Below are 17,469 nucleotides of genomic sequence, written 5' to 3' on the forward strand. Positions count from 1 at the left end.
GTCGCTCACCTATCGGCCCCCTCGAGCAAGTCGAGCAGATCCCATTCGGTTTCGCAGACCCGGCGGCCGATCGTCGCCAGCTCCACCGATCGGGAGTCGCCGCTCAGATGCCGCTCCGCCTGGTAGCGGCAGATGACGCCCCACCGCAGCGTGGCCAGCACCAGCCACCAGTGGAACGCCACCCGGTCGACGGTAGTCGCGCTGGCCTCCTCGTAGGCCCGCAGGAAGCTGTCGATGCTGCCGAGGCCGCCGGCGCCGAGGCCGGCCGGGGCGCCGAATCGCCAGGCGCGGACGCAGAACCAGGCGAGGTCCTCGTACGGGTCGCCGAGGTGGACCAGCTCCCAGTCCAGGACGGCGACCAGGTCGGACCCGTCGACGATGAGGTTTCCCATCCGGTAGTCCCCGTGCACGAGAACGGGATCCGACGGCCGGGATTCGTGCGGCCGGTTGGCCTCGAGCCAGCGAAACGCCCATTCGAAGCTGGCGGTGGTGTCGCCCATGGCGTCGAGGCGCTCGCGCCACTGGCCGAGCTGGTCCTCGCGGGCCAGGCCCGCAATGTGCGGATCGGCCCGGTGGATGGCCGCCAACGCCCGCGCGCACTGGGGGAGCAGGCGCGCCCGTCCCGCGTCGTCGAGTCGGCGCTGGATGCGCCGGACGATGGTCTCGCCCGCGATTTCCTCGCAGATCAGAAACGGATTACCCAGTGCGGCAACCGAATCGTCGGCGAGCAGGATGTGGGGGACAGGGGCGCCGGCGGCCGCGGCCGCGGCCTGGGCGCGGCCCTCGAGCTCCATGCCGGCGTGCACGTCGTCGGGCGGGCCGGTGCGCAGGATCAACCGGCGGCGGTCCGCATCGGCGACGGCGTCGAACGCCCAGGTGGTGCGGCTGGCGCCACCGGTCAGCGCGCGCAGGTTCTCGATGGTAACGACTTCGGAGCCGGCACCGAGCGCCGGTGCCAGCACGCGAGCCAGCTTGCCCGGCAGGTCCCCGCCCGGGTCCAAGGCGGTCACCGCTGGCCGAATTTGAACAGCCGCTGCGCCACCCGGCGGATCTGGATCTCCTCGGCGCCCTCGGTGATCCGGTAGCGGCGGTGATGGCGGTAGATGTGCTCGAACGGCTCGTGGCGGCTGTAGCCCAGTCCGCCGAAGACCTGCATGGCGCGGTCGGCGGCGTCGCAGACCAGCCGGTTGGCGCGGTAGTTGGCCATCGACACCTTGTCCGAGACCTCCATGTGGTGGTCGCGGTCGAGGTGCCAGGCCGCGTATTGGACCAGCAGGCGCACCATCTGGGCTTCGGTCTGCAGCTCGGCCAGCGGCCATTGCACGGCCTGGTTGACCGACAGCGGCTTGCCGAACACCGTGCGCTGGGCCGCGTATTCGGCGGCGCGGTCAATGCAGTACTGCGCGGCGCCCAGGCTGCTGGCCGCCTGCCGAATCCGGTTCTCGTGCAAGAAGGTTTGGGCGACCGCCAGGCCGCGGCCGACTTCACCGAGCACCGCGTCGGCGGGCACCCGCACGTCGGTCAGCTCGACCTCGCCGTGGTCGGTGGGCATGTTGAACGTCCACCAGTAGTAGGGAACGTTGAAGCCGGGCGCATCGGTCGGCACCAGGAACGCGGTGATGCCCACAGCGGAACCCGGCTCACCGGAGGTGCGGGCGAAGACCAGGTCGTGGGTCGCGCGGTGCACCCCGGTGTTGAAGCGCTTGGAGCCGTTGATCACCCAGCCGTCCCCGTCGGATTGGGCGTGCGTTTCCAGCCACGTCGCGTCCGAGCCGTGCCGGGGCTCGGTGAGCCCGAAGGCCATGGACCGTTCCCCGGTGATCAACGCCTCCGACCACAGGCGGCGCTGCTCGTCGGTGCCGAAGCGCTCCATCATGATCACCTGCGGGAAGTTCCCGACGATCGAGGACTCGTTCTGCAGGTCGTTGTGCAGGCCAAGGCCTTTGTGCGCCAGGTGTTCCCGGATGACGGCCATGTCGACGTTGGTGCCGTCGCGCCCGCCCAGCGACGCCGGCAGCCCGTAGCGCAGCCAGCCCGCCCGATCGGCCCGCCGGCGCATCTCGGCGAGCAGGTCCTCCCACTCGCGGGTGGGGATGCCGTCGTTGTCCCAATCGGTGCGGGCATGCTCGCGGCGCCGGTCGAAGTACTGGATGTGCTCGCGCTCCAGCGGCTTGATCTCGGACTCGATGAACGCGTCCATCTCGGCGAGCACGCCCGGAAGGTGTTCGGGGAGGGTGAAATCCATGTGTGCGCTCCTTAGCTGCCGTAGAGGGTCTTCTTCCAGACCGTCGATAGCGTCGTGACGGCCTCCGCGTCGCTGATCTTGATGCCGAGGCCCCCCGGAGCCGAGGTGCCGACGAACACCGTGGTGAAGTTCTCGAACAGCAGGGCGATGGCCGCCGCGGTGTGTTGCGGGTTCAGTTCGGCCCCGTAGCCCTGCGCCTGGGCGCGGCGCACCGAGGCGGCCACGATGTCCATCCCGAAGCGCCGGAATTCGTTCTGGACGGCCGCAAATCGCCGCTGGGTGGCGGCCAGCTGGGCCACCGCGATCATGATGCCGATGTTCTGCTTGAACATGTTCCAATACCCGGTGACCACCGACGTGAAGAACGCGTCGTCGTCCGGCGACTGCGGTAGCTCGACGCTCAACCCCGACGGCGCCACCACCTCGTGCAGAAACGACTCGGCCAGGGCGGCCAGCAGGTCTTCCTTGTCGGCGAAATACCGGTAGAACACGGCGGGCGACTTGCCCGCCGCCGACGTGATGTCGGCCAGCGTGGTGCCGTGAAAGCCACGTTCGGCGAACAACTTTCGGGCGGCCTGCTCGATGGCCCGCCTGGTCTGGCGGCCCTTGACGGTCGAGGGTTCGGCCGCCATCAGGTCCGCATCCGGTCGCCGGCGCGCAACAGAGAGCTCGGCAAGTCGTGACCCACAACGGATCTGGCGACCTCGGCCGCGGCGATGGCCGCCTGCAGGTCGACGTCGACCTCGACATCGCTGTCGGTCAGCAGGTACACCAGATCCTCGGTGGCGATGTTGCCGGTGGCGCCCGGGGCGAATGGGCAGCCGCCGAGCCCGCCGACCGAGGCGTCGAGCCGGGTGACCCCCGCGCCGACCGCCGCGTACGCGCTGGCCAGCCCGGAGCCGCGGGTGTTGTGAAAATGCCCGCCCAGCGGCATGTCGCCGATCACCGGGAGCAGTTGCGCGATCAGCGAACTCACCCGTCCCGGCGTGGTGGTGCCGATGGTGTCGGCGATCGACAGCCGGTCGGCGCCGCGGTCCCGGGCGGCCGCGGCGATGTCGAGCACCCGCTGCGGCGGGGTAGGGCCCTCGAACGGCGAGTCCCACGCGGTGGCGATGACGACCTCGACGGTGGCATCGCTGCCGTGGGCGATGGCGACGATCTCGTCGATCTGGCTGGTGGCCTCCGTACTGGTGCGCCCGACGTTGGCCTGGCTGAACGTGTCGTCGGCGGCCACCACGTATTCGATCGACCGCAGTCCGGCGGCGACGGCCCGCTTGGCGCCGTTGGGGCTGGCCACCAGCGCGGAGAACTCGATGTCGGGGTAGTCGTGCAGTTGCGCGGCGAGTTCGGCGGCGTCGGCCATCGACGGCACCTTCGACGGGGAGACGAAGGCGGTGGCCTCGACCTCCCGCACCCCGGTGGCAGCGACCGCGGCCAGCAGTTCCAGCTTGGCGGCCAACGGGATTGGCTTCTCTATCTGCAGGCCGTCGCGCAGGGAAACCTCGCGGATGTCCACGTGTGTCATAGCACCTCCTCGGCCCTGAGCTCGTCGAGCTCGTCGGCGGTCTTGCCCAGCAGCCCGAGGTAGACGTCGTCGTTGTGTCGGCCCGGGCGCGCGGGGCCGGCGTTACGCACGGCGCCGGGCGATTCGGAGAGCACCGGCACGATGCCGGGCCCCAGGACGTTGCGCCCGATGCGTTCGTCATAATGGTCGACCAGCATCCCGCGCGCGCGCAGCTGCGGGTCCTCGACGACCTCGGCGACGGTGTTGATGGGGCCCGTGATCACGCCTGCGGCGGAAAGGGTTTCGGTGATTTCACCCGGCTCGCGCTCGGCTGCCCACGCGCCGATGATCTCGTCGAGTTCGTCCTGGTTGCGGCCGCGGGCGCCGTGGGTGGCGAACCGCTCGTCGGTGGCCAGTTCCGGGCGGCCGATGGCCTTGCTCAGCCGGGCGAACACGGTGTCCTGGTTGGCGGCGATCACGACCCAGGAGCCGTCGGCGCTGCGGTAGATGTTGGACGGCGCGATGCCCTCCAGCCGGGTGCCCGACGGGCCGCGCACCACGCCGCCGACGTCGTAGTCGGGGATCGTGGACTCCTGTACCGCCAAACATGATTCGGTCAGCGCCACGTCGACCACCTGTCCACGGCCGGTGACGCTGCGCCGGTATAGTGCGGCCAGCGCGCCCTGGGCGCCGAACATGCCGGCCAGGCTGTCGCCGAGCGAGAGCGCCAGCCGGGGCGGTGGACCGCCGGGAAAGCCGTTGAGGTGCCGCAGCCCGCTGGCGGCCTCGGCCACCGACGCGTAGCCGGCCTTGTGCGCGTCGGGCCCGGTCTGGCCGTAGCCGGACACCCGAACCAGGATGATGCCGGGGTTGCGCTCGGACAGCACGTCGTAGCCCAGGTTCCACTTCTCCAGCGTGCCCGGTCGGAAGTTCTCGACCACGATGTCGGATTTCGCAATCAGATCGAGGAACAGCTCGCGCCCGCGTGGCTTGCGCAGGTCGAGGGTGATCGCCCGTTTGTTGCGCGCGGCAACGGTCCAGAAGACGTGTTGCCCGTCGAGTTCGGCCTGGCCCCAGGTGCGCAGCGGGTCCGGGGCGCCCGGGGGCTCCACCTTGATGACGTCGGCGCCCATGTCGCCGAGCAGCCGCCCGGCGAATGGTCCGGCGATCAGGGTGCCCAGTTCGAGCACCCGGATGCCGTCCAGCGCACCGGTCATTCGGCGCTCGCGAAATCGTGGCGGACCAGCCAGTCGGTGACGATCTCGACGGCCGCCCGCAGCTTGTCGCGCTGGTCGGGACCCGCGTAATAGTGTGTGGCGCCGGGGATTTCGTGCATCTCCTTGTCGGGGTGGGCGATCGCCTCGAAGAGCCGACGGGTGTGGCTCGGCGTGCAGGCGTCATCGGCCAGGTTGCCGATCACCAGCGCCGGGATCGCAAGGTCGCGCCCGCAGTCGACCCCGTCGCCGCGGGCGTCGTCGTAGCTCCACTGCGACAGCCAGCCGCGCAGCGTGGAAAAGCGGGCCAGCCCGACGGGGCTCATGTTCACCACTTGAGGGTCGCCCAGGTAGCAGGTTCCCGGGGTGCGTTCGTTGGGATCGACCGTAGGGTCCAGCCAGCGCGGGTCGGCCATGGTGCCGTGCACGACGAACCCGAACTCGTCATCGGGCCGCCCGGCAGCCTGCAATTCGGCCAGCTTTTCCCGCACCCATGCGGTGATGCGACGGTTGCGGTCGATCTGCGCCTGCCGGTAGCGGTCGACGAACTCCTGGCTGTAGGGCGGTTGGTTGGGGTTGTCGGGGTTGTACAGGTCCAGCTCGGGATCGCGCTTGGTCGGGTCGGTTTCGTCGAGGATCGAGGCGTCCAGCCATTCGGTCAGCGTGCCGTGCCGGCTGATGTGCGCGGCGAGCAGCATGATGCCGTCCGCGGGGGTCAGGTCGAGCTGCGTCAGGTCGGGCCCGTCGCCGGACGGGCTCGACGTGATGGTGGGCTTTTGGGCCTGCTGCTGGTAGAACATCGACAGCGAGCCGCCCCCGCTCCACCCGGCGAGCACCACCTTGGTGTAGCCGAGCCGGTTCTTGGCGTCCTTGATGCATTCGCCGAGATCCTCGACCACCTTTTCCATCAGCAGCGCCGAATCCGTGCCGCGGAACCGGCTGTTGCAGTAGATGACGTGGTGGCCGGCGCGGGCCAGCGCGTTGATCATCGGCAGGTAGGCGCCGCCGCCGATCGGATGCATGAAGACCAGCACGGTGTCCGACGGCCTGTCCTTCGGCTTGAGCAGATAGCTTTCCAGCACGGTGATCTCGGCCAACCCGCCGTAGACGTCGCGGACGCCGGAATTGTTCTGAAAAGCGACGAGATAAGGGATGCGCTCGTATTCGTGCTTCACAACCGTCCTCATGGTCAGTGCTGTCCCAGGTCGTGGGCGAGTACCTCGGCGGACGGCGTCAGCCGGCGCCGGGTGTCGACGGCGATCACCTGCCAGTCCACTCGCGAATGCTCGTCGAACTTGCGGCGCGCGCGTTCCCGCGCCTTCTCCGGTGCGCCGTGGTGAACCCCTTGCGGCGCATGCGAAATCAGACCCGGGGGCATCGGGATACCGTAGAGCGAACCGCCGTGGAAGAACGCGATCTCGTCGTAGTCGACGTTGCGGTGATACCACGGCGTGCGTTCGGTGCCCGGTACGCCTTCGGCCGGCTTGGGCAGGAAGTTCATCACGTAGACGCCGGTCGCCTGCATGAACAGGTGGACCGTCGGCGGCAGGTGGACGCTGTCGGAGGTGACCACGTTGTAGTCGGCGATGTTGAAGGTAAACGCGAAGTTGTCGCCGCGCCAGCCCTCGACGTCGATCGGATTGTGTTGGTAGAAAAGCGTTGTCGGGCCACCCTGGTGGACAAGGCGGACCTCGTACTCGTCGCGGCCGTCATCGTCGATCGGCGCCGGCTCGGGGATGGTGGCCTGCGACGGGTCGAACGGGAAGTGGCGGCCCAGCGCGCCGGGCGGCGGCACCCGGAACTCGTCGGTGGCCTCGATCATCAGCAGCGTCGTCTCGCTGTCGGGCACCTGGCGCCAGGTGCACGCCTTAGGGATGTAGACCCAGTCGCCGTCCCGGTAGCGCAGCGGCCCGAACTCGGTCTCCAGCAGGCCCGCGCCCTGGTGCACGAAGCACAGCAGGTCGCCGTCGACGTGGCGGGCGTAGTACGGCATCGGCTCGTGGCGGCGGCTCAGCAGGATGCGGCAATCGTCGTTGTGAAACATCAGCAGCGGCCCGCCGTAGGCGTCGGTGGCGTCGCTGGGCTTCAGCTCGGCGGCGAGCACGTCGATGGGACGCAGCGGCCCGGCCGACCGGTAGGCGGTGGGGTCGTTGCGGCGGTACATGTTGGCGGTGCGGCCGGTGAAGCCGCCCCGGCCCAGTTCGTCGTCCTTGAGCCCGTCCAGGTCGGCGTGCAGGCGCCGCGGTGTTTTCCCTTTTCGCAGGTGAACGAAGGATTCCATGGGACGACTCCAGGGGTGGCTACTCGGCTTACAGAACTAAAAGTGACATTACTTTTTGTTTTCCAGCCGCACAAGGGGCGGCCGATTGCGTGCGCTCGCAGGGCAAGTCACACCGGCCACACCAGCCTCTGGCCGGAGGGCACCATGTTTGCGGGCAATCGGCCGACTCCTCCGCCGCGGAGGCCGGTGGGGCGTCAATCACGAACGCGGAGAACGACTTTCCCCTTGGCGGTGCGATTCTCGAGCGACGCGACCGCGGCGGCGGCCTGCTCCAGCGGGTAGACCTCCGGCGTGGGCGCGGCCAGCCGCCCCGAGCTGAGCAGACCCTCGAGCCCGTCCCACTGCTCGGCCAGCGCGTTCGGGTGCGTCGCCGTCCAGGCGCCCCAGCCCACGCCGACGACATCAATGTTGTTGAGCAGCAAGCGGTTTACCTTGACGGTCGGAATCTCCCCGCCGGTGAACCCGATGACAAGCAGCCGTCCGCCCGGGGCGAGCGAGCGCAGGGAATCGGTGAACCGGTCCCCGCCGACCGGGTCGACCACCATGTCGACGCCGCGACCGCCGGTGAGCTCCTTGACCGCGTCCTTGAAGCCTTCGGCCAACACCACGTCGGTGGCGCCCGCGGCCGTCGCGACGTCGGCCTTGGCTTCCGTGCTGACCACCGCGATGCTGCGCGATGCCCCCAGCAGCGACGCCAGCCGCAGCGTCGACGTTCCGATACCGCCGGCCGCGCCGTGCACCAGCACTGTCTCGCCGTGGGCCAGCCGGCCCCGCACGGTCAGCGCGAAATACATCGTCAGGTCGTTGAACAGCAGGCCGGCACCGGCCTCGAAGCTGACGTTGTCGGGGAGCTTGAACACGCGGTCGGGCTGCAGTATCGCGACCTCGGCCATGCCGCCGGCCAGCATCGTCAGCCCGACGACGCGATCGCCGGCGCGGACGTGGGCGTCGTCGGGGGCCGACCGCACCACGCCGGCGATCTCCGCGCCGAGCACGAACGGCGGCTCGGGCCGGTATTGATACAGGCCGCGGGTCAGCAGCGCGTCGGGGAATGCCGCGCCGGCGGCGTGCACCTCGACGACCACACCGTCACCCGAGGGTTCGTCGACCTGGCCCACCTCGATCGCGTCCGGACCATCCAGCCGGGTCACCCGTGCAGCGCGCATGCCACCTCCGTCGTCGATGCCCGACCAGCCTACTAACCTCACCGCATGGATTCCTTTCCGCTCGGTGGTTCTTCCGTCGCCCGCGTCGGCTTCGGCGCCATGCAGCTGCCCGGACCCAACGCGTTCGGGCCGCCGCGGGACCGCGACGAGGCGCTCGCCGTGCTGCGGCGGGCGGTCGAGCTGGGCGTCAACCACATCGACACCGCCCAGTTCTACGGACCCGACGTCGCCAACGAGCTCATCCGCGAAGCGCTGCACCCGTACCCGGAGCACCTGGCGCTGGTGAGCAAGGTCGGCGGGTGCCGCGACGACACCGGCGCCTGGCTGCCTGCCAGCGAGCCCGCCGATCTGCGCCGTGACATCGAAACCAATGTGCGCGCCCTCGGTGTCGATCGGTTGGCCGTGGTCAACCTGCGGATCTTCGAGAGCGACGGGCCCGACCAACTGTTCGACGACCAGCTTTCGGTCCTGATCGAGGCCCGCGACGCGGGATTGATCGGCGGAATCGGGCTCAGCAACATCAACCGTGAGCACCTACTGCACGCCTTGGGGCGCACCGAGATCGCCTGTGTGCAAAACGCTTTCAATCTCGTTCACCGGGACTCGGCCCCGGTGCTCGACGAATGCACCAGGCAGGGGATCGCGTTCGTCCCGTTTTTTCCGCTCGGGGCGGCCTTCATGCAGCCGAACCCGGTGCTGAGTCACCGGGTGGTGGTCGAGGCCGCCGAGCGGCTCGGCCACACCCCGGCGCAGGTCGCGTTGGCGTGGACGCTGGGCGTGGCGCCCAACGTCCTGCTGATTCCCGGCACCTCGTCGGTGGGGCACCTGGAGGAGAACATGGCTGTCGCCTCGATCGAGCTGGACGACGACACCCGCGAGCGGCTGAACGCCGTCGCCGCCTGATGCGCGTCCGGCCCGCCACCGCCGCCGACGCCGCAGCGTGCGTCGACATCTACCGTCCGTACGTGCTGGACGCCGTGATCAGTTTCGAGGTGGACGTGCCGACGGTCGAGGAGATGGCGGACCGCATCGCCGCCGCGCTGGCCAGGCATGAATGGCTGGTGCTCGAGGTCGACGGCGACGTCGTGGGTTACGCCTATGCGGGCCAGTTCAATTCGCGTGCCGCATACGAATGGTCGGTCGAGACGAGCGTCTACCTCGCTCGGTCACGGCTGGGCCGGGGCGGCGGCCGGGTGCTCTACGCGGAGCTGCTGCGCCGTCTCGCCGAGCGGGGCTTTCGCCGGGCGTTCGCCGGCATCGCTCAACCCAACGACGCCAGCGACGCGCTGCACCGGTCATTCGGTTTCCGTCCGGCCGGCCACTACCGGCGGGTGGGGTGGAAGCACGGCGCCTGGCATGACGTCGTGTGGTGGCAGCTCGATCTGCGGGGTCCCGACGACGCGGACCCTCCGCGCCCGATCGCTACTTGAGCTCTGACGACGACAGACCCAGCAGGCGCCGGGCGACCACCAGCTGCTGAATCTGCTGGGTGCCCTCGAAGATGTCCAGGATCTTCGAGTCGCGCGCCCACTTCTCCAGCAGCGACTGTTCGGAATACCCTGTGGTGCCGGCCAATTCGACGGACTTGAGGGTGACGTCGCTGGCCATGCGCCCGGCCTTGGCCTTGCTCATCGACGCCTCTTTGGAGTTGGGGATCTTGTTGTCGGCCTGCCACGCCGCGCGCAGCGACAGCAGGTAGCTGGCCTCCCAGTCGGCCTCCATCCGCAGGAATTCGGACGCGGCGGCGCTCTGCGCGTGGGAGGGCTTGTCGTAGGAGATCTCGACCCCGGCCTCGGTGAGGATCTTGCGGATCTCCTCGAGCGCGGCGCGGCCGACCCCGATGGCCATGGCGGCGACGATCGGCCGGGTGTTGTCGAAGGTCTCCATCACCCCGGCAAAGCCCTTGCCGACCTCGATCTCCGGGTTGCCCAGCAGGTTGTCCTTGGGAATGCGGACGTTGTCGAACCGGATCGCCGCGGTGTCGGAGCCCTTGATGCCGAGCTTGTGCTCGAGCCGTTCGACGGTGACGCCGGGATGGTCGCGCGGGACGATGAACGACTTGATCGCCGCGCGGCCCTGCGACTTGTCCAGCGTGGCCCACACCACGATGTGGGTGGCGCGCGATCCGGCGGTGACGAAGATCTTCTCGCCGTTGATGACGTACTCGTCGCCGTCCAGCTTCGCGGTGGTGGACACCGCGGCCGAGTCGGACCCGAAGCCGGGCTCGGTGATGGCCATCGCCGCCCACACTTTGCCCAGGCGCTCCAGTTGCTCGTCGGTGGCGACCGCGGAGATGGCCGCGTTGCCCAGGCCCTGATAGGGGACCGACAGCATCATCGCGACGTCGCCCCAGCAGGCCTCCAGCGTCTGCAGCAGCGCGGCCATGTTGGCGCCGTTGTGGTTTCGGTCCCGGTCCTCGTCCTCGTCGCGCAGCGCGTCGGCCCCGGCGAAGGCGACCGATTCGGACGCCCCCTCGAACAGGTTGATCAGGGTGTCGAGTTCGACCGGGTAGGCGTGTTCCTTGAGGTCGTACTTGCGCGCGATCGGCCGCATCATCTCGGCGGCGCCCTGGTGGGTCTTGACGATCACGCCTTGCAGCTTGCGGGGCAGTTCCAGATTGATTGCCATGGTTGGTCTTTCAGCTCGTGGTAGATGACGACCTAGATAACGACGACGCCCTCGGCGACGCCGATGGCCCGCAGGTCGCGGTACCACCGTTCGACCGGGTGTTCCTTGGTGTAGCCGTGGCCGCCGAGCAGTTGCACACCGTCCAGGCCGATCCGCATGCCCTTGTCGGTGCCCAGCCTTTTGGCCAGCGCCGCCTCACGCGCGAACGGAAGGCCCTGTTCGGCGCGGGCGGCGCCGCGCCAGGTGATCAGCCGCAGCCCGTCGAGTTCGATGGCGATGTTGGCGCACATGAACGCCACGGCCTGCCGGTGCGCGATCGGCTCGCCGAACGCCTCGCGTTCCTTGACGTAGGGGACGACGTAGTCGAGCACCGCGTGCGAGGTGCCGACCGCCAGCGCCGCCCAACCGAGCCGGGACAGCGCGAGCGCCTCGGAGTAGGCCTCGTCGTATTCCGCGTCGGACGCATCCGGTTCACCGAGCCGCGCGCTCAGCGGCACCGACACCCCGGTCAGCTCGACCTGGCCCAGGGCCGCCGCACGGATCCCCATGCTCGGATCCGCCTTGACGGTAAGGCCTTTGGTGGACGACTCGACGATGAACAGCGCCGGCTTGCCGTCCAGCTGCGCGGCGACGATGAACAACTCGGCATCCGCAGCGGCCGGCACCAGCGATTTCACGCCGTCGAGCCGATAGCCGCTCGGCGTGCGCACCGCGGTGGTCTTCAGCCGGGTGGGGTCGAACAGCGGACGGGGTTCGGCGATGGCCACGCAGGCCTGCGGTACCTTCTCGCCGGCGAACTCGTGGAGGTAGGTGGCCTGTTGGTCGGCGCTGCCCCAGTGCGTCAGCGCGGCCGCCACGCCGCCGGGGGCCAGGATCGGCAACGCCAGGCCCATGTCGCCGTAGGCGAGCGCCTCGGCCGCCAGCACGTTGGTCACGCTGGAGCGGTGGGCGGCGATGCCGTCGAAATCCTCGGGGATGTTGATGGCGGTGATGCCCAACTCGGCGGCCTTGGCGATCAGGTCCGGCGGATAGGTCGCGGCCTCGTCGGCGTCGTGTGCCGCGGGCCGCAGCACCTCCGCGGCGAACTCGTCGAGGGTCTCGACGATCATCTTCTGTTCGTCGTCGGGCGTCAGGTCGAAGTAGTCCTTGCCGCTGGACTTGAGCCGCGTCGGTCCACCGCGCAGGCTCTGGACCCGCTTGAACTGGCGGGAGGTGGCGCCGGCGGTCGAGAAGATCGTCTTCGTGCCGTAGCGCAGGCCCCGGTTGAGCGGGTCGCGCAGATGGTATTTGTCGAGAAACTCCTGCCCGACCAGCGGAGTCAGCAGCGCCAGGACGATGTCGATCCCCGTCCGCTTGTGCGGCTGCAGCCCGACGCCGGTCTTACGGCCGCGCCGTTTGGCGCGCGAGCGGGGGGGCGAAGTCTGTGGTGAACCGGTGTCGGTCATGTCAGCTGCCTCGGTGGTTGGGCGACGCGGATAAACCTATCTTACTCCGGAGTAAGATAGGTGGAAACAGTTGTTAACTAATTCACAGAACCAGAGCCCGGAGCGCCTGCTCATGCAGTAGGCCGTTGGTCGCCACGGCGTCGCCGCCGTGTGGGCCGGCCGTCCCGTCCAGTGCGGTGAACGTCCCGCCGGCCTCGCGCACGAGGATGTCGAGGGGCGCCAGATCCCACAGCGACACCTCTGGTTCGGCGGCAATGTCGACCGCGCCCTCGGCGACCAGGCAATACGACAGGAAGTCGCCGTAGGCCCGGACCCGCCAGACCGAGTCCGTCAGCCCGACGAAGCGATCGCGCAGGCCGCGTTGCGCCCATCCCGACAGGCTGGAAAACGACAGGCTGGCCGAATCCAGCTGCGCCACAGACGAAACCGACAGCCTGCGCGGTGCGCCGCCGTCGAACGCGGCGAAAGCGCCCCGGCGGTGCGCCGCCCACCAGCGGCGCCGCAGCGCCGGCGCGCTCACCACGCCGACCGACGGGACGCCGTCGGAGAGCAGCGCGATCAACGTGGCCCACACCGGCACCCCGCGCACGAAATTCTTGGTGCCGTCGATCGGATCGATGATCCATTGGCGCCCACGGAAGGTCGCGGTGCCGCCGAACTCCTCGCCGACGACGCCGTCCTCCGGCCGTTCGCGCCCCAGGGCTTCGCGCAGTTCGGTTTCGACCGCGCGGTCGGCGTCGGTCACCGGCGTCAGATCGGGTTTGGTGTCGATGCGCAGGTCGAGGGCGCCGAACCGCGCGGAGGTCAGCGCGTCCGCGCGGTCGGCCAGTTGCAGGGCCAGCGCCAGATCCGTGCGACTCATGACGCAAGTCCTACCATGGCCAGGGTGTGGGAATTCGGTCTGCTGATCCTGCTCGTCGCGGTCCTGGCGGTGTTCTTGGCCCAGCGGTTCGCCCCGCGCGGCCCGCGCGGTGAGTTGGCCAGTGGCACGCTGCTGGTAACCGGCGTCAGCCCGCGACCGGACGCCGCCGGTCAGCACTACGTCACCATCGCCGGTGTCATCACCGGCCCGACGGTCAGCGAGTACGCCGTGTATCAGCGCATGCAGGTCGACGTCGCGGACTGGCCGACGATGGGCCAACTGCTCCCGGTGGTGTATTCGCCCAAGAATCCGGACAACTGGAGGTTTGCGCCCGAGCCGCCGCCCGAACCGCCGGCCACCTAGTCAGCCGCCCGCCGGGGGCCGCGTCATCACGGTGAGCCGGGTCCCGTAGCGAGGCAGGACGCCCGAGCCGCGCCCCACCGTGCCGGCGGGCATCCCGGGCACGCCGGGGTAGCCGGACCCGGCGGCCTCGTCGGCGCCGAACGTGGTGAGGCCGGCGGGCTGCAGCGGCGCCAGCCGTCCGGTGGACGGTGCCGTCCAGCTCGCCGGAACCGACATCGGCCCGATCACGTTCCCCTTGCCCATGCTCACCGTGACCGCGTGGGGCAGGCCGCCGAACCCTCCGAGCCCCGTTGTGGCCGTGGCGCTTTGCAATTGGCCGAGCCCGATGGGCCCGAGCGCGGGGGCGGGTGACGCCAGGCCGGACAGGTAGGCCATGTTGGCTTGGATGCCGAAGAGGTTGGCGGTGTTGCCGCTGAGCGACGCCGGGATGCCCGCCATGGTTCCGGTCCCCTGCATCGCGGTGTTCACCAGCTGTATGGAATCCAGCAGGCTAAGAGGACTCCAGCCGTTGGGGGTAATCGGAATCGGGCTGAGGTTCAGCAAGTTCTGTAGACCGTTGGAAATCTGTCCGCTCCATTCCGACAGCGTCTGGTACAGGTCGGACAGCGGATCGCTGGCCGCCTGGGTGGCGGCGGCGTTCTGCGCGTCCACGCCGTCCGGGTTGGTCGTCTGCTGCGGGGAGACGAACGACGCCAACCGGGTGGCCGCCGCCGAGCCGGTGGCGTAGGTGTTCATCGCGGTGGCGTCTTGGGCCCACATTTCCGCGTAGTGAGCCTCGGTGGCCGCGATCGCCGAGGTGTTCTGGCCGAAGAAGTTCGTCGCAATCAGCGCCTTCAGCTGAACGCGGTTGGCCGCGATCACGGGCGGGGGCACAGACATCGCAAACGCCTGATCGAATGCCGCCGCGGCCGCCCTGGCCTGCATGGCCGTCTGCTTGGCCTGCCGCGCGGTCGCGGACAGCCACTCGACGTAGGGTGTGGCCGCGGCCGTCATCGACGCCGATGCCGGGCCGTGCCAGTGCAACCCGGTCAGCGACGCGAGCACGGAGCCATAGGTCTCGGCCGTGGTGCCCAGTTCGGCGGACACCGAATCCCAGCTTCCCGCGGCTGCCAATAGCGGCCCCGACCCCGGGCCGCTGTAAATTCTCGCGGAATTGATCTCCGGCGGAAAAAAGACGTAATCCATTGTCAAATCTCCCTGTGGGTATGTCTGCGTCAACCACCCCCATTGGCGGCGGTCATAAAAATGTAGGCGCCGGTGGCCGTTCGCGTCCGCAATTTACGACGAATTGTCAAGTGTGTCAGGGCAACTGAAAATCGCCAGATTCACTACCAGGTGATGCAGCATCGCGCAGAACGTGACCCCCCATGCCGCCAATGCAATCCAGCTCTGCACGTCGCCGATGGTCTGCACGATGGGCAGCTCGTCGGCCTGCCCGAGGTAGTGGCCGCCGACCCCGTACATCCCCAGCGGGAACACCATGCTCCACAGCGAGGCTTCGTAGCGCAACGGGATGCGGTGCGCGACGTGGCGCCAGACACCGGCGGCGATCAGCGGTGGGATCAGCCAGCTCCCGAATGCCCAGAACACCACCGACATTCCGGCGATCAGCCCCCGGGTGGCCGCGACCATCGGCGCGTTGGCCATCTCCACGATGCGGGCGCCGGCCAGCACGGTGATCGCCGTGGCGCCCATGGCGACCCAGTACGGCGGAGTCAGATCCTCCGGTTCCAGCGGATAGACGAACAGGCGGGCGGTGACGAAAACGCCTGCGGCCCCGTACAGGAACACCCCGACCGACCAGGAGAACACCGCGAGCAGGGCCAGCTCCCGCCGTCCGGATCCGATGGCCGGCTGCAGCACCGCGGCCAGCACGGCGATCGACTGGCTGGCGACCACCCAGGTGAACCAGGTGCCGTTGGCGCGTTGCAGTGCGGGCGCGCGGGCGCTGTGCAGAACCGCCGTCCAGGGCACCACGTAGCCGAGCGCGAGCCAGAAGATCCAGCCGACCGCCAGCAGGGTGAGCGCGGCCGCGTGGTGCGAGTCGAGGGCGAGGCGGGTGCCGACCACGTCGACGGCGGCGACGAACGTGAACATGGCGAACGCGCGTCCCGGATCGGCCAGGTCCTTCGCGAAGTCAGTGCGGAAGAAGACAATTCGGGCCGCGCTGAGCGCCATCAGCACGACCAACTCGGCGCCGGCCAGCCAGAGTAGAACGACGGACAGCGCATAGGCGTGGTGGTGATACATCGCGACCGACACGATGCCCGTGGCCATCACCAGCGCGAAGTAGCCCGGGTTGAGCGCCCGCACCGCTTCGCGGATGCCGCCGCGGTCCGTCATCCACGGTTGGTGAAGTTGTCAGCGATGTCCTGCAGGATTTCGGGGTGGCGCAGAAACGGCGTAATGATGTCGACGGGCAGCGGGAAAACCACCGTGGAATTTTGATCCGCGCCCAGCTCGAGCAGCGTCTGCAAATAGCGCAACTGCAGCGAAGCCGGGCTCTTGGACAGTGTTTCGGCGGCTTCCCGCAGTTCCTCTGAGGCCTGCAGTTCCCCGCGGGCGTTGATCACCTTCGCGCGGCGCTCGCGTTCGGCCTCGGCTTCACGGGCCATCGCCCGTTGCATCGACTCGGGGATTTCGACGTCCTTGATCTCCACCACCCGAACCTGGATGCCCCACGGTTCGGTCATCTTCTCGATGATCGTGCGCAGGTCACTGTTGAGGTCTTCGCGGTGTGCCAGCAGGGTGTCCAGGTCGGCGCGACCCAACAGCGAACGCAGCGTCGTCTGGGCGATCTGCGACGTGGCCACCGCGTAGTTCTCCACCGCCAGAATCGCTTTCAGCGGGTCGGTGACCTGGAACATCACGACGGCGTTGACTCGCGCCGGCACGTTGTCCCGCGTGATCACCTCCTGGGGCGGGATGGTCAACGTCACCAGCCGCTGATCGACGCGAATCATCTTGTCGGCCAGCGGAATCAGAAACCGCAGCCCGGGATTGTAGAGCGGTCGCACGTGGCCCATCCGGAACACGACGCCGCGCTCGTACTCGCGCAGCACCGCCAGCGACAGCACGGCGAGCACGGCCAGGATCGCGATTCCCACCGCGATGACGGCGATCACCCATGCGGTCACGACGGCGTGTCCCCCTTGCCGTCCCAGCCCCCCCAGCGGGTGGAGTAGCGGTCGATCGCGACGGCGACGGCGTCCTCCTGCGCGGTGCGGTGCGGCAGGTAGTCCGGCGCGTTGGACGGAGTGTTCCACAGGTGCTGGGCCAGCGGCAGGCCCAGCAGCACGACCAACACCACGGTGCCCACAAGGATCAGCGTCTCACTGGCTGAATGGCTGGCGATCAGCGTGGCCAGCGGCAGCACCACCCCGAATGCGGCCACGCTGCAGGCGATTCCCCGGTGGAATCGCCCGGCGTCCGAGTGCGGCCACGGATCGATTTCGCGGCTGATCTCGCGGCCGTGATCCGATGTCGTGCAACTGGATTTCACCGGGCAACTGTTGCACACGACCGGCAGTGCCCGATAGCGCGTCACCCGGTGCCGCGGATCGAACGAGCTGGGCCACAGCCAGTGGTCCTGGGGACAAACCCAGGCGTCGTGGTCGGGCCGGTAGGTGAACTGGCCGATGCGCCATTGCGCCGCGCGCGCCGAGGCGCGCCGTGCCATGCCGTCGAAGCTCCACCCGATCGCCAGCAATGCCAACGAATATCCGGCGATCAGCCACACCGTCGCGGCCGGCGGCGCCACC

The 17,469-nt window shown here is 69.0% G+C and carries 18 protein-coding genes; 3 read left to right on the forward strand and 15 right to left on the reverse strand.

Annotated elements, in window-relative coordinates; genetic code table 11:
- Positions 1-5: 5 nt before the first annotated feature.
- The 8 genes from AC5Y43_RS05305 to AC5Y43_RS05340 form a co-directional block, all read right to left on the reverse strand.
- Entirely contained in the window at positions 6-1,001 is a 996-nt protein-coding gene (locus tag AC5Y43_RS05305; RefSeq protein ID WP_499970455.1) for a phosphotransferase family protein, read from the reverse strand.
- A 5-nt stretch (positions 1,002-1,006) separates the two neighbouring features.
- Entirely contained in the window at positions 1,007-2,245 is a 1,239-nt protein-coding gene (locus tag AC5Y43_RS05310) for an acyl-CoA dehydrogenase family protein (RefSeq protein WP_499970033.1), read from the reverse strand.
- Positions 2,246-2,256: 11 nt separating this feature from the next.
- On the reverse strand, positions 2,257-2,877 hold the full coding sequence (locus AC5Y43_RS05315) for a TetR/AcrR family transcriptional regulator (RefSeq protein WP_499970035.1): 621 nt from the start codon (positions 2,875-2,877) through the stop codon (positions 2,257-2,259).
- The gene (locus AC5Y43_RS05320) at positions 2,877-3,770 is read right to left on the reverse strand and encodes a hydroxymethylglutaryl-CoA lyase (RefSeq protein WP_499970036.1); all 894 of its coding nucleotides are present in this window, start codon (positions 3,768-3,770) and stop codon (positions 2,877-2,879) included. Before AC5Y43_RS05320 ends, AC5Y43_RS05315 begins: the two co-directional genes overlap by 1 nt.
- Entirely contained in the window at positions 3,767-4,966 is a 1,200-nt protein-coding gene (locus tag AC5Y43_RS05325) for a CaiB/BaiF CoA transferase family protein (RefSeq protein ID WP_499970038.1), read from the reverse strand. Before AC5Y43_RS05325 ends, AC5Y43_RS05320 begins: the two co-directional genes overlap by 4 nt.
- Entirely contained in the window at positions 4,963-6,138 is a 1,176-nt protein-coding gene (locus AC5Y43_RS05330) for an alpha/beta hydrolase family protein (RefSeq protein ID WP_499970457.1), read from the reverse strand. The genes AC5Y43_RS05325 and AC5Y43_RS05330 overlap by 4 nt, the downstream gene beginning before the upstream one ends.
- A gap of 14 nt (positions 6,139-6,152) precedes the next feature.
- Positions 6,153-7,244: a homogentisate 1,2-dioxygenase gene (locus AC5Y43_RS05335; protein WP_499970039.1), complete on the reverse strand. Its 1,092-nt coding sequence runs from the start codon at positions 7,242-7,244 to the stop codon at positions 6,153-6,155.
- A 194-nt stretch (positions 7,245-7,438) separates the two neighbouring features.
- Positions 7,439-8,410 carry an NADPH:quinone oxidoreductase family protein gene (locus AC5Y43_RS05340; RefSeq protein WP_499970041.1) on the reverse strand — a complete coding sequence of 324 codons (972 nt, stop codon included), beginning with the start codon at positions 8,408-8,410 and terminating at the stop codon, positions 7,439-7,441.
- A gap of 45 nt (positions 8,411-8,455) precedes the next feature.
- Here AC5Y43_RS05340 and AC5Y43_RS05345 point away from each other — a divergent pair, with 45 nt between their 5' ends.
- Together AC5Y43_RS05345 and AC5Y43_RS05350 are read left to right on the forward strand one after the other, a co-directional pair.
- The gene (locus AC5Y43_RS05345; RefSeq protein WP_499970043.1) at positions 8,456-9,313 is read left to right on the forward strand and encodes an oxidoreductase; all 858 of its coding nucleotides are present in this window, start codon (positions 8,456-8,458) and stop codon (positions 9,311-9,313) included.
- On the forward strand, positions 9,313-9,840 hold the full coding sequence (locus AC5Y43_RS05350) for a GNAT family N-acetyltransferase (RefSeq protein ID WP_499970045.1): 528 nt from the start codon (positions 9,313-9,315) through the stop codon (positions 9,838-9,840). The genes AC5Y43_RS05345 and AC5Y43_RS05350 overlap by 1 nt, the downstream gene beginning before the upstream one ends.
- On the opposite strand, the gene AC5Y43_RS05355 is transcribed toward AC5Y43_RS05350, so the two are convergent.
- The 3 genes from AC5Y43_RS05355 to hisN all read right to left on the reverse strand — a co-directional run bounded on the left by AC5Y43_RS05355 (position 9,833) and on the right by hisN (position 13,345).
- Positions 9,833-11,038: an acyl-CoA dehydrogenase family protein gene (locus tag AC5Y43_RS05355; protein ID WP_499970047.1), complete on the reverse strand. Its 1,206-nt coding sequence runs from the start codon at positions 11,036-11,038 to the stop codon at positions 9,833-9,835. The genes AC5Y43_RS05350 and AC5Y43_RS05355 overlap by 8 nt on opposite strands.
- Before the next feature lie 32 nt (positions 11,039-11,070).
- Positions 11,071-12,483, reverse strand: a complete 1,413-nt coding sequence (locus tag AC5Y43_RS05360) for an acyl-CoA dehydrogenase family protein (RefSeq protein ID WP_499970049.1) — start codon at positions 12,481-12,483, stop codon at positions 11,071-11,073.
- 82 nt (positions 12,484-12,565) lie between these two features.
- Positions 12,566-13,345 carry a histidinol-phosphatase gene (gene hisN, locus AC5Y43_RS05365; RefSeq protein ID WP_499970050.1) on the reverse strand — a complete coding sequence of 260 codons (780 nt, stop codon included), beginning with the start codon at positions 13,343-13,345 and terminating at the stop codon, positions 12,566-12,568.
- Positions 13,346-13,369: 24 nt separating this feature from the next.
- Between hisN and AC5Y43_RS05370 the strand changes: the two genes are divergently transcribed.
- A complete protein-coding gene (locus AC5Y43_RS05370) occupies positions 13,370-13,708 on the forward strand; it encodes a hypothetical protein (RefSeq protein WP_499970052.1) in 339 nt (112 codons plus the stop codon).
- On the opposite strand, the gene AC5Y43_RS05375 is transcribed toward AC5Y43_RS05370, so the two are convergent.
- The 4 genes from AC5Y43_RS05375 to AC5Y43_RS05390 all read right to left on the reverse strand — a co-directional run bounded on the left by AC5Y43_RS05375 (position 13,709) and on the right by AC5Y43_RS05390 (position 17,468).
- Entirely contained in the window at positions 13,709-14,893 is a 1,185-nt protein-coding gene (locus tag AC5Y43_RS05375; protein ID WP_499970053.1) for a PPE family protein, read from the reverse strand.
- Between the two features lie 93 nt (positions 14,894-14,986).
- Positions 14,987-16,051, reverse strand: coding sequence for a tellurite resistance/C4-dicarboxylate transporter family protein (locus AC5Y43_RS05380; RefSeq protein WP_499970055.1), 1,065 nt, complete (start codon positions 16,049-16,051; stop codon positions 14,987-14,989).
- Positions 16,048-16,845, reverse strand: a complete 798-nt coding sequence (locus AC5Y43_RS05385; protein WP_499970056.1) for a slipin family protein — start codon at positions 16,843-16,845, stop codon at positions 16,048-16,050. Before AC5Y43_RS05385 ends, AC5Y43_RS05380 begins: the two co-directional genes overlap by 4 nt.
- On the reverse strand, positions 16,842-17,468 hold the full coding sequence (locus AC5Y43_RS05390) for a hypothetical protein (RefSeq protein WP_499970058.1): 627 nt from the start codon (positions 17,466-17,468) through the stop codon (positions 16,842-16,844). The genes AC5Y43_RS05385 and AC5Y43_RS05390 overlap by 4 nt, the downstream gene beginning before the upstream one ends.
- Position 17,469: the final 1 nt, after the last annotated feature.

This window comes from Mycobacterium sp. NGS57, assembly GCF_059812405.1.